We start from the raw sequence: 11814 nt of genomic DNA on the forward strand, positions 1-11814 counted from the left end.
GTCACTTCACCAATCCCGCGGAGACCGCGACGGGTACCGCGACGAAGCCGATGACCAGCAGTACGGAGACGGTGAGGGCGAGCAGCCGCAGCGACCGGTCCCGGCGGCCGCCCGCGAGCCCGAGGCTCTGGAAGGCGCTCCACAGCCCGTGCCGCAGGTGCAGGCCGACCATGACCACGGCCACGAGGTAGAACAGGGTGATGTACCAGCGGGAGACGTCGAAGTCGGAGACGACCTTGTCGTACGGCGTCGCGTCCCCGCCCGCGGGGTTGACCGCGCCGAAGGTCAGATCGAGCAGGTGCCAGACGACGAACAGCACGATGATGACCCCGCCCCACCGCATGGTGCGGGTGGCGTAGCCCTGGGCCTGCGACCGGCGCCTGGCGGCGTACTTGACCGGGCGGGCCCTGGCGGCACGGCGGGCCAGCGAGACCGCCGACCACATGTGCAGTCCGACGGCCACCACCAGCACGACCTCCAGGAGGCTGAGGAAGACCCGGTGCGGGAGCGCCGGCTCGCCGATCGTGCGCAGCCAGCGGGCGTAGTGGTCGAAGTCCTCCCTGCCCAGGAAGATCTTCAGGTTGCCGGCCATGTGGCCGAGCAGGAACAGCACGAGTACGCCGCCGGTGACGGCCATCACGGCCTTCTTGCCGACGGCCGAGCGGTAGAGCGCGGGTAGTGCGCGGGTAGTTACGGGGGCCACCCGCGCAAAATACGTCGGGCCTGTTCAGAGGGTCCAAGTCATGATGAGTCTGGTTGCGATAGCCGTGGGCTATGCCTCCCAGCGGCCTGGGCTTTCGAGCCTTCTGTCCGGTTCGCTTCCGTGAGGCACTTCACAGTCGCCCAGGGAACCCCGCATTGAATGTGCATAAATACGCAGACATGAACCAAGCGCTGCCGGTAGTCCGTCCACCATGGGGAACGGCCCAGCCCCCTGAGGGAGAGACATGAAACGTGCAGGCCCCTTGTTCACGCTGGTCGCAGGCGTGGCGCTGGCCGCGGTGCTGAGCGGCCTGAGCGTCCGGGCCGCCTCCGAGGACAAGACCCCCGCGGCCGCCTCCGCGCCGTCGGCCACCCGCCCGGCGGCCCCGGCGGCACAGCCGACCACGGCCGCGCCCAAACCCGCCGCCACCCCGCCGGCCCGGGCCAACTACGCGGGCTACACCTCGGAAGGGGGCGGCGCCGCCGTCGCGATCGCGGTGCGGAACAACAAGGCGGTCGCCTACGTCTGCGACGGCAAGACCATCGAGTCCTGGTTCTCGGGCCCGTACAACGGCGGGAAGCTCAACCTCCAGGGCAAGAACGGCGCCACGCTGACCGCCACCGTCGGCGACGGCCGGAGCTTCGGGACCGTGGAGCTCAAGGGCCACACCTACCCGTTCACCGTGCGGGTGGCCACCAAGCCGTCCGGGCTGTACCGCGCCACCGCGCCCGCCCGCAAGGCGCTGGAGGGCGGCTGGATCGTGCTGCCCGGCAACCGCCAGTACGGCGTGGTCGACGGCGCTCCGGCGCCCGTGCTCGACACCACCTCCAAGACGGCGACCGCGGCAGACGGCGGCAGGCTCGTCGCCGTGCCGGTCGACGGCGTCGACGGCAGCGGCTTCACCGGAGGACAGTGATGATCACCCACCCGCCGGCCCCCGCTCGCCCCCGGGCGGCCCTGCTCATCGTCCCGCTGCTGGCCGGCGCGGCCGTGTCGGTCGCGCTCGGCGTGTACGGGCGGGCGCACGGTCCCACCGGGGTCGCGGTCAGCCTGGCCGGGTTCTCCGGGGCGCAGGCCGCCAAGTCCTGGCTGGCCACCGGGGCGGCCGTGCTCGCCGTGGTGCAGCTGCTCTCCGCTCTGGTGATGTACGGCAAGCTCGGCGTCCGGGCACCCCGCGGGATCGGCGGCCTGCACCGCTGGTCCGGGCGGGGGGCGTTCCTGCTCGCGATACCGGTGGCGGTGCACTGCCTCTACGCCCTGGGCTTCCAGTCCGGTGAGCCCCGGGTGCTCGTGCACTCCCTGCTGGGCTGCGCGTTCTTCGGGGCCTTCACGGTCAAGATGCTGGCGCTGCGCAAGGACGAGCTGCCCGGCTGGGCACTGCCCCTCCTGGGCGGCACGGTCTTCACCCTCCTGGTCGGCCTCTGGCTGAGCGCCTCCCTGTGGTTCTTCACCCAGCCCGTCCCGCATTTCTGACGGCGCCCGCTCGACCCGATCGTGATGTGATCTTCCGTCTCCTGGGATGAGGTGCTGCCCGACTGCACGTAGGGTTCTGGCAATGTTCCGGGCGGTGCGCCGCCCCGGGGTTGCCGACCCGCGAAGGCCGACGTGATGAAACGACCCATAGATCCGCAATGAGCGCGACCAGTCACCGCGCCGCCTCCGCGGCCCCCGACTTCGAGGTACGGCGCGAGCTGCTGCTGATCGAGGACGATCCCGGCGACGCGTTCCTGTTCCAGGAGTTCCTCGACGAGAGCGGCCTGAACGCCCGGATCACCGTCGCCCGCAGCCTGGGGGAGGCCCGGACCCGGCTGTTCCCGTCGGTGCACTGCGTCGTGGTGGACCTGTCGCTGCCCGATGCCGAGGGTCTCGAGGCGCTCCAGCAGGTGCTGAGCATGGCGCCGTACGCTGCCGTGCTCGTGCTGACCGGTCTCGCCGACGCGCATGTCGGCATCGCCGCGGTGGCCGCCGGCGCCCAGGACTACCTCGTCAAGCAGGAGGTGGACGGCCCGCTGCTGGCCCGGGCCATCCGCTACGCGATCGAGCGGAAGCGGGCCGAGGAGACCGAGCGCCAGCTGGTGGAGGCCCGCATCCTCGGCCGGGAGAACGCCCGGCTGGAGCGGGGACTGCTGCCGGTGCCCCTGATCCAGGACGACACGCTCGGCCACTACACCCGCTACCAGCCGGGCCGCCGGCAGGCCCTGCTCGGCGGCGACTTCCAGGACACGGTGCAGACCCCGGACGGCTCCGTCCATCTGGTCGTCGGCGACGTGTGCGGTCACGGCCCCGACGAGGCGGCCCTCGGCGTCTGCCTGCGGATGGCGTGGCGGGCGCTGGTGCTGGCCGGGCACACCGGTCAGGAGCTGTTCGACACCCTCGACACCGTGCTGATCCACGAGCGCGCGACCGAGGAGATCTTCACCACGCTCTGCATGGTGACCATCGACCCGTCGCGGACCCGTGCCCGCATGTACCGGGCCGGGCATCCCCGGCCGCTGCTGCTCACCGGGGACGACGTGCACCCGCTCCCGGACGAGGCGTGCGGGCCCGCGCTGGGCCTGCTGCCGGGTCTGGACTGGCCCGCCCTGGACCTGTCCCTCGACGGAGAGTGGGGGCTGATGCTCTACAGCGACGGCCTGATCGAGGGACTGGTCGACGGGGGCCCGGAGCGGCTCGACCTGGAGGGGCTGGTGGAGCTGAGCCGGCTGGCCGTACGGCGCGGCGAGACCGGCGCCGTGCTGCTCGACGGCCTCATCTCCCAGGCCGAGGCACTGAACGGCAGCCCGCTCGAAGACGACGTGACCGTCCTGCTGCTCTCCCGAGAGAAGACCCCACGATGACCGACAACGAGGCGCGGGCGCTCCCCCCGACGCTGGCGCCGCTGGGCCCGCCCCGGCCGCCCAAGGGGCTGGCGCGGCTGCGGCTCGGCCGGCTGTACGGACTGATCGGCGCGGCCGCGATCGCCCTGGTGCTCGCCGCGATCGCGCTGGCCGGCACCGCGGTCTACGCCAACACGCAGGCCAGGGGCCTCCTCATCAACAAGGTCGACCCGGCGGCCCTGCAGCAGTTCCAGCTGTCCGGCGCGGTCGGTGGCCAGGACACCGCCGTCCGCACCTACGTCACCACCCGCGATCCACGGTTCCTGACGGCCTACCGGGACGCCGTCGCCAACGAGGCCAAGGCCATCGCGGAGATGAGGCGCCTGCTCCGCGACGTCCGCGGCGCGGAGCAGGCCCGCGCGCAGCTGGCGTCGGTCGGCACGGCCATGGCGGTCTGGCGCACGCGGTTCGCCGATCCGCTCGTGGCCGACGTCCCGGCGCGCGGCGCCGCCGCGCTCGACGAGAGGCGCAACAGGCTCGGGCAGGACCTGTTCCTGCAGGTGCGCGCCGCCAACTCGCTGGAGCAGCGGCGGCTCACGAGCCTGCACAACGACGTCGACCACCGGCTGCGCTCCGCGGCCTCCACGGTCTACTGGGCGATGGGCGCCGGGGCCGTCATCATCGTGCTGGTGATCGTCACGTTGATGGTGCTGATCCGGCAGCTCGTGGTCCGGCCGCTGACCGAGCTCGCCACCGAGGTCAGGGAGGTCACCCAGGGGGACTTCGGCCGCCGGCTCGGCAACGGCGGCCCCGCCGAGATCGCCGAGCTGGGCGCGCACATCGACGCGATGCGCTACCGCATCATCGACGAGTGGCGGTTCACCTCGGAGGCCCGCCAGCGGCTCGACGAGCAGGCCACCGAGCTGCGCCGGTCCAACGCCGACCTCGAGCAGTTCGCCTACGTGGCCAGCCACGATTTGCAGGAGCCGCTGCGCAAGGTGGCCAGCTTCTGCCAGATGATCGAACGCCGCTACGCCGACCAGCTCGACGACCGCGGCCGCCAGTACATCGACTTCGCGGTCGACGGCGCCAAGCGGATGCAGCTGCTCATCAACGACCTGCTGACGTTCTCCCGGGTGGGCCGGCACCGGACCCCCGAGCCGGTGGACATGACCGACATCCTGGGCCGGGCACTGGACAATCTGACCGCGATCCGGGAGGAGACCGGGGCGGAGATCACGTCCGATCCGCTGCCGCACGTCACCGGTGACCGCACGGAGCTGGTCCAGCTTTTGCAGAACCTCATCGGCAACGCGGTCAAGTTCCATGGCGACGAGCCGCCCAAGGTGCGGATCGGCGTCCGCGAAGACGGCGGCATGTGGGAGTTCTCCTGCTCCGACAACGGGATCGGGATCGATCCGCGCTACGGCGACCGGATCTTCGTGATCTTCCAGCGGCTGCACGCCAAGGACCTCTACGAGGGCACCGGCATCGGGCTGGCGATGTGCAAGAAGATCGTCGAGAACCACGGCGGCCGTATCTGGCTGGAGGCTCCGGAGGGCCCGGTCACGGGCACGACGATACGCTGGACACTTCCCTCTGCAGAAAGCGATGGCGGCGATGGCACGTCCGATTGAGGTACTGCTGGTCGAGGACGACCCCGGTGACGTCGTGCTCACCAAGGAGGCGTTCGCCGACAACAAGGTCGGCAACAACCTCCACGTGGTGAGCGACGGCGAGGAGGCACTGCGCTTCCTCCGGCAGGAGGGCGAGTTCGCGGAGTCCCCGCGGCCCGACCTGATCCTGCTCGACCTCAACCTGCCCCGCAAGGACGGCCGTGAGGTGCTCGAGGAGGTCAAGGAGGACCCGGAGCTGCGGCGCATCCCGGTGGTGGTCCTCACCACCTCGGAGGCGGAGGAGGACATCCTGCGCAGCTACCACCTGCACGCCAACGCCTACGTCGCCAAGCCGGTGGACTTCGACCAGTTCATCAAGGTGGTCCGGCACATCGACGACTTCTTCGTCACCGTGGTGAAGCTGCCTGCCGCAGGGGGATGAGCGACTCGACCCCCGGGGGCAGGCTCCCGGCCTCGGCGGCCTCGGCCAGGAAGGCCTCCAGCGTGGCCCGGAAGGCACGGGCCGCATGGGTGGGGGCGACGTCCTTGCGGTGCGCCAGTGCCACGGTGCGCTGCAGCCCCGGCGCCCCCCGGCGCCGCGTACCCGCCACCGACGGGCCCGCCCGGTGCAGCGGCGCGGCCACCGGCCGCTCGTCACCGGGCACCGGAGTGCCCGGCGGCTCGTCCAGCACCAGTGGTATGCCGCGCAGGCCGGGCCGGCCGGCCAGCACCATGCTCGGTACGACGGCGATGCCCAGGCCGACCTCCACGAAGCGCAGCACGGCGTCCATCTCGCCGCCCTCCACGGCCAGCCGGGGCTCGAACCCGGCGTGACGGCAGGCACTGATCGTCGCCTCCCGCAGGTCGTACCCCTGCCGGAACATCACCATCGGCCGGTCCCGCAGATCGGTGATCCGCAGGTACGACCTGCGCGGGAGCAGCGGCCCGGAGCCCTCCGCGGCGAGCACCCGCTCCACGGGCGACACCACGACGAGGTTCTCGCGCAGGATGGGCCTGGTCACCAGCGGGGTGTCCTCGGCCAGCGGCAGGATGACCAGGGCCAGGTCCAGCGAGCCCCGGGTCATGTCCCGCACGAGGTCACGTGAGCCGCCCTCCTCGACGAGCAGCCGGATGCCCGGATACGCCGAGTGGAACCGGTGGAGCACGTCGGCGAGCAGGCCCGCGCACAGCGACGGGGTGGCCCCCAGCCGGACCCGTCCGCGCCGCAGCCCGGCGAGTTCCTGGACCTCCAGCCGGGCGGTGTCGACGTCCGCGAGGATCCGCTTGGCCAGCGGCAGCAGGGACTCCCCGGCCGGGGTCAGCGTGATGTTGCCGCGGGCCCGGCTGAACAGCGGCGCGCCGAGTTCGGTCTCCAGGGCCCGGATCTGCTTGGACAGCGAGGGCTGGGCCACACCGAGGGCCTCCGCCGCCTGCGTGAAGTGCCGGGTGTCCGCGACCGCGATGAAGTAGCCGAGCTGCTGCAACTGCATCGTCCGACCTCCCCGGGCTGCGCCGCCGCTCGATGGGCTCGCCTTCAATAGCCTAGGACTATCGAAAAACGCGCCGCGATAGCGGGGTGTGCTCAGACCCCGGCCCGGCGGCGCAGCGCGGGCAGGTCGTGGACGATGACGCGGCGCCGGCCGGTCTCGATCCAGCCGCGCGCCCGCAGGGTCCGCAGGGCCTTGCTCACCGCCTCGCGGGAGGCGCCCACCCAGCTGGCGAGCTCCTCCTGGGTCAGCGCGAGCGTGATGCGGACGCTGCCCGGGCCGGGCCCGGCGTCCCGCGCCCGGTACGGCTCGCCGAACCGGTCGGCCAGCTCGACCAGGCGCTGGGCCACCCGGCTGGTGGCGTCGAACATGCCGAACTCGATGCGCTTGCGGTCGGCGTCACGCCACCGCTCACAGAGCATCCGCATGATCAGTTGCATGACCCGCGGGTGCTCTTGCAGGAACGACATGAACTCCTCGGCGGTGAGGACCAGGGCCTCGACCGCCTCCAGCACCGACACCGTGGCCGAGCGCGGCAGCCCGTCGATCGCCGACACCTCGCCGAGCAGCGATCCGGTGCCCCGGACGGCCAGCAGCACCTCGGTCCCGTTCTCGCCGTGCGAGGAGGCCTTGACCCGGCCGGACAGCAGGATCAGCACCCAGGTCGAGTCGGCGCCCTCGCTGAACAGCGTCGCCGCCGGGGGCCAGGTGCGCGTGTGCCCCCGCCGCAGCAGTTCCGCGCGCTCGGCGGGCTCGAGGGCGGCCAGGAAGGAACCCGGCTCCGGAGAGGCCACGTCGGGAGACCTCCTGCCAATACGTCCGTGGGGGTGCGCTCCGCCAAACCGTAGGCGAAAGGTGTCGCGCTGTGGGCACTTCTGCCCACTCCCGTGCGTTGCGACGCCCAGGGGACGAAGGGCGAAGCCCGGCTCCGGGCATTGCCCGGCACATCTTTGAACCGATATCAGTGCGCCAACGTGCGAACAGTTGCGGACTGAAGTCGCGCGACGCCGAAGTTGGGCGACATGAGAGCTTTCCCACCATGACGAAAGGACCCGTGATGAGCGAGGACGCACGTCCTGACGAGGCCGTGATCACCACGCGACGCAATGTCGTCGGGGCAGGGATCATCGGTCTCGCCGTCACCGTGACCGGATGCTCCACCTACGGGAAGAAGGACGACGACGCCGGCGGTGATACGGGGGGCCAGCCGGCCGCCGGTGCCGTGCTGGCCAAGACGACCGACATCCCCGTCGGCGGCGGCAAGATCTTCAAGGGGCAGAAGGTCGTCGTGACCCAGCCCACGGCGGGCGAGTTCAAGGCGTTCAGCACCGTCTGCACCCACCAGGGCTGCGCCGTGGACGAGGTCGCCAAAGGCACGATCGACTGCCCGTGCCATGGCAGCAAGTTCAAGGTCGCGGACGGGTCGGTGGCCGACGGCCCGGCGAAGAAACCGCTGCCGGCCAAGACCATCACGGTCACCGGCACGGACATCAAACTCGGCTGAACCCGGCCGGTGAGCCCGCGCCCCGAGCTGGGGCGTGGGTGCACGGCTGTCGCCTCCTGAGGCGGGTGGGGCCGAAAAACCATTCGCTGAGCAGCGGGTTCGTTGCCTAGGGTCGATGGCGTCATGCGCCAGCTACCCGTCCCGGACCCCGGGCTCCCTGATCACAGAAGTCCGCGCCGATACCTCGTCTGGGTCGCCCGGACGCAGCGGCGTGCCCTGCTGGGCGGGATCGCCCTGGGCATCGTCTGGATGGTCAGCCAGGCCCTCATGCCCGCCGTCATCGGCCGGGCCATCGACGAGGGGATCACTCCCAAGGACGTGTCGGCCCTGTGCGTCTGGGCCGGAGTGCTGCTCGGCCTGGGCGTGGTCCAGGCCGTCAGCGGCGTCACCCGGCACCGGTTCGCCGTCTACAACTGGCTGGCCGCGGCCTACCGGACCGTCCAGGTCATCAGCCGGCAGGCCACCCGGCTGGGCGGCACGCTGCCCAAGCGGCTCACCACCGGCGAAGTGGTCAGCGTGGGCATCGCGGACGTGGCCTACATCGGCGACGCGATGGACATCACCGCCCGGGGCGCCGGCGCGGTCGTGGCCATCGCCGCGGTGTCGGGGATCATGCTGGCCACCTCGCCTCCGCTGGGCCTGATCGTCGTGATCGGGGTACCGGTGATCATCGTGGCGGTGGCCCCGCTGCTGCGCCCCCTGCACCGCCGTCAGGTCCGGCAGCGGGAGCTGACCGGCGAGCTCAACACCCGCGCCGCGGACATCGTGGCCGGGCTGCGGGTGCTCCGCGGCGTCGGTGGCGAGCAGGTCTTCGCCGGCCGCTACCGCAACGAGTCGCAGGGCGTGCGCCGTGCCGGCGTCGAGGTCGCCCGGGCCGAGTCGATGCTCAACGGCGCCGAGGTGCTGCTGCCCGGACTGCTGATCGTCCTGGTCACCTGGGTGGGCGCCCGGTTCGCGGTGGAAGGCCGGATCAGCATCGGTCACCTGGTCGCGTTCTACGGCTACGCGGTCTTCCTCATCGAGCCGATGCGGACGCTGGGCGAGGCCGCAGACAAGATCACCAAGGCGCATGTCGCGGCGGCGCGGGTGGTCCGGATCCTCTCCCTGGAGCCGGAGTTCCCGGACGAGGGCACCCGGGTGCCGCCGGCGCCCGCCGGGCTGACCGACCCCGGCTCCGGCCTGGTGGTACGGCCCGGCCTGCTGACCGCGATCGCCGCCGCGGACCCGGTGGACGCCCAGGCCATCGCCGACCGGCTCGGCCGCTACGCGGAGGCCGGCGGGGCGCGGTACGGCGGCGTACCGCTGGCCGACGTCGCCGGCATCCGCCGGCGCATCCTGGTCTCGGTCAACGATGACCGGCTGTTCTCCGGGCGGCTCCGCGACGAGCTGACCGGTGACCGCCGCCCGGCCGATGAGCACGCTGTGGCCGATGCCGCCGCTGCGTCTGATGCCGCCGATGCCGCTGATGCTTCTGATGTGTCCGGTGCCAGCGGGGAGACCGGCTGGCCGGGGGAGGACGGCTGGGCCGGGGAGGACGGCGACCTCGGCCTGGACGCGGCGCTCTACGCCGCCTGCGCGCAGGACATCGTGGACGAGGTGGGGCTGGACTCCCACGTCGAGGAGGCGGGCCGGGAGTTCTCCGGAGGGCAGCGTCAGCGTCTCCGGCTGGCCCGGGCCCTGGCCGCCGACCCGGACGTCCTCGTACTGGTGGAGCCCACCAGCGCGGTGGACGCGCACACCGAGGCCAGGATCGCCGGCCGGCTCGCCAAGGCCCGCGGCGGCCGCACGACCGTGGTGTGCACCACCAGCCCGCTCGTGCTGGACCGCGCCGACCGCGTCGTCTACGTCGAGGGCGGCCGGGTCGTCGCCGAGGGCACCCATGCCGATCTGCTGCGTACGGCTCCCGCCTACGTGGCCACCGTCACCAGAGAAGAGAGCGCGGAGTGAGCACGAGCAGGCTGCCGGTGGCGACGCGCGCCCAGGTGCGCGCGTACGCCCGGCGGATGACGCTGCGGCATCCGCGCGCCCTGAGCGGCGCGCTGGCGCTGCACGCGCTGGCGGCGCTGGCCGGCCTGGTGACCCCGTGGCTGCTGGGCGACCTGGTCGAGGGCGTACGCACCGGGCGGGTGAACGTCGACCGGGTGGCGCTGACCATCGCCGGCTTCGTCATCGCCCAGGGCGTACTGATCCGTTTCGCCTACTACGCCTCCACCCGGCTGGGCGAGAAGGTGCTGGCCGAGCTGCGCGAGGAGTTCGTCGACCGGGTCCTGGAGCTGCCGCTGTCCACGGTCGAGCGGGCCGGCACCGGCGACCTGCTGAGCCGTACCTCCAGGGACATCGCCGCCATGGCCCGCACGGTCCGCGCGGCGGTGCCCGAGACGCTGATCGCGCTGGTGATGCTCGTCTTCACGGTGGGCGCGCTGCTGCTGGTCGGGCCGCTGCTGGCGCTGCCCTGCCTGGTGGCGGTGCCGCTGCTGTGGGGCAGCACCCGGTGGTATCTCGCCCGCGCCCACGACGGCTACCTGCGCGAGAACGCCGCGTGGTCGGAGCTGACGGACGGATTGGCCGAGACGGTGAACGGGGCGCGCACCGTCGAGGCACTGGGCCTGGCCCGGCGCAGGCACGAGCGCTGCGACACCGACATCGCCCGGAGCTGGGCGGCCGAGCGCTACACGCTGGGCCTGCGCTGCGTGTACTACCCGCTGGTCGAGCTGGGCTACGTCGTGCCGGTGGTCTCGACGCTGCTGGTCGGCGGGCTGTTCTACATCAACGACATGGCCTCGCTCGCCCAGGTCACCGCCGCCACGCTGTACGTTCAGCAGCTCATCGAGCCCATCGACATGCTGCTCAACTGGCTGGACGAGCTCCAGGTCGGCGGGGCCTCGCTGGCCCGCGTCCTCGGGGTCGCCCACGTACCGGCGGACCGCACGGCCGCCGAGCGCACCCCGGAGGGCAACCGGCTGGAGGTCCAGGGGGCGCGCTACGCCTACCGCGAGGGCCACGACGTGCTGCACGGGGTGGACCTGCTCCTGCGGCCCGGTGAGCGGCTGGCCGTCGTGGGACCGAGCGGCGCCGGCAAGTCCACGCTGGGCCGGCTGCTGGCCGGCATCCACGGGCCGCGCACCGGGTCGGTGTCGGTCGGCGACCCGGGCGGCGCGGTCCCGCTGGTCGACCTGCCGCTGGAGGACCTGCGCGGCCACGTCGCGCTGGTCACCCAGGAGCACCACGTGTTCCGCGGCACGATCCGCGACAACGTGGTGCTGGCCCGCCCGGACGCGTCCGACGCCGACGTACGGGGCGCGCTGGAGGCCGTGGACGCCTGGGACTGGGTCGAGGAGCTGGGGCTGGACACCGTCGTCGGTTCGGGGGGCATGGCGCTGTCACCGGCGCAGGCCCAGCAGGTGGCGCTGGCCCGGCTGGTGCTGACGGACCCGCACACGCTGGTCCTGGACGAGGCGACCTCGTTGCTCGACCCGCGGGCGGCCCGCCATCTCGAGCGGTCGCTGGCCGCCGTCCTGGAGGGCCGTACGGTCGTCGCGATCGCGCACCGGCTGCACACCGCGCACGACGCGGACCGGGTCGCGGTGGTCGAGGACGGCCGGATCACCGAGCTCGGGGCGCACGACGCCCTGGTCGCCGCGGGGGGCTCCTACGCCGCCCTCTGGGCGTCCTGGCACGGGGAGTAGGA

The 11814-nt window shown here is 72.4% G+C and carries 11 protein-coding genes; 8 read left to right on the forward strand and 3 right to left on the reverse strand.

Features of this window, described 5'->3' with window-relative positions; translation table 11 throughout:
* Position 1: 1 nt before the first annotated feature.
* On the reverse strand, positions 2–703 hold the full coding sequence (locus tag ACRYCC_RS12195; protein WP_433811322.1) for a succinate dehydrogenase cytochrome b subunit: 702 nt from the start codon (positions 701–703) through the stop codon (positions 2–4).
* Between the two features lie 244 nt (positions 704–947).
* Here ACRYCC_RS12195 and ACRYCC_RS12200 point away from each other — a divergent pair, with 244 nt between their 5' ends.
* The 5 genes from ACRYCC_RS12200 to ACRYCC_RS12220 all read left to right on the forward strand — a co-directional run bounded on the left by ACRYCC_RS12200 (position 948) and on the right by ACRYCC_RS12220 (position 5577).
* Positions 948–1619 carry a hypothetical protein gene (locus ACRYCC_RS12200; RefSeq protein ID WP_433811324.1) on the forward strand — a complete coding sequence of 224 codons (672 nt, stop codon included), beginning with the start codon at positions 948–950 and terminating at the stop codon, positions 1617–1619.
* A complete protein-coding gene (locus ACRYCC_RS12205; protein WP_433811326.1) occupies positions 1619–2176 on the forward strand; it encodes a DUF6529 family protein in 558 nt (185 codons plus the stop codon). Before ACRYCC_RS12200 ends, ACRYCC_RS12205 begins: the two co-directional genes overlap by 1 nt.
* A gap of 158 nt (positions 2177–2334) precedes the next feature.
* The gene (locus ACRYCC_RS12210; protein WP_433811328.1) at positions 2335–3540 is read left to right on the forward strand and encodes a PP2C family protein-serine/threonine phosphatase; all 1206 of its coding nucleotides are present in this window, start codon (positions 2335–2337) and stop codon (positions 3538–3540) included.
* Positions 3537–5156 carry a sensor histidine kinase gene (locus ACRYCC_RS12215; protein ID WP_433811330.1) on the forward strand — a complete coding sequence of 540 codons (1620 nt, stop codon included), beginning with the start codon at positions 3537–3539 and terminating at the stop codon, positions 5154–5156. The genes ACRYCC_RS12210 and ACRYCC_RS12215 overlap by 4 nt, the downstream gene beginning before the upstream one ends.
* Positions 5140–5577, forward strand: a complete 438-nt coding sequence (locus ACRYCC_RS12220) for a response regulator (RefSeq protein WP_433811332.1) — start codon at positions 5140–5142, stop codon at positions 5575–5577. Before ACRYCC_RS12215 ends, ACRYCC_RS12220 begins: the two co-directional genes overlap by 17 nt.
* On the opposite strand, the gene ACRYCC_RS12225 is transcribed toward ACRYCC_RS12220, so the two are convergent.
* Positions 5543–6625: a LysR family transcriptional regulator gene (locus tag ACRYCC_RS12225; protein ID WP_433811334.1), complete on the reverse strand. Its 1083-nt coding sequence runs from the start codon at positions 6623–6625 to the stop codon at positions 5543–5545. The two genes, ACRYCC_RS12220 and ACRYCC_RS12225, sit on opposite strands and share 35 nt — an antisense overlap.
* A gap of 92 nt (positions 6626–6717) precedes the next feature.
* Positions 6718–7416, reverse strand: a complete 699-nt coding sequence (locus ACRYCC_RS12230) for a Crp/Fnr family transcriptional regulator (protein WP_433811336.1) — start codon at positions 7414–7416, stop codon at positions 6718–6720.
* Positions 7417–7679: 263 nt separating this feature from the next.
* Here ACRYCC_RS12230 and ACRYCC_RS12235 point away from each other — a divergent pair, with 263 nt between their 5' ends.
* The 3 genes from ACRYCC_RS12235 (at position 7680) to ACRYCC_RS12245 (ending at position 11812) form a co-directional block, all read left to right on the forward strand.
* Positions 7680–8126 (forward strand): Rieske (2Fe-2S) protein, encoded by a 447-nt coding sequence (locus ACRYCC_RS12235; RefSeq protein WP_433811338.1) that lies wholly within the window; start codon positions 7680–7682, stop codon positions 8124–8126.
* A 123-nt stretch (positions 8127–8249) separates the two neighbouring features.
* Positions 8250–10073: an ABC transporter transmembrane domain-containing protein gene (locus tag ACRYCC_RS12240; RefSeq protein WP_433811340.1), complete on the forward strand. Its 1824-nt coding sequence runs from the start codon at positions 8250–8252 to the stop codon at positions 10071–10073.
* The gene (locus tag ACRYCC_RS12245) at positions 10070–11812 is read left to right on the forward strand and encodes an ABC transporter ATP-binding protein (protein ID WP_433811342.1); all 1743 of its coding nucleotides are present in this window, start codon (positions 10070–10072) and stop codon (positions 11810–11812) included. The genes ACRYCC_RS12240 and ACRYCC_RS12245 overlap by 4 nt, the downstream gene beginning before the upstream one ends.
* Positions 11813–11814 lie beyond the last annotated feature (2 nt).

Origin of the sequence: Actinomadura scrupuli (assembly GCF_050971785.1) — a bacterium.
Classification (GTDB): domain Bacteria; phylum Actinomycetota; class Actinomycetes; order Streptosporangiales; family Streptosporangiaceae; genus Actinomadura_E; species Actinomadura_E scrupuli.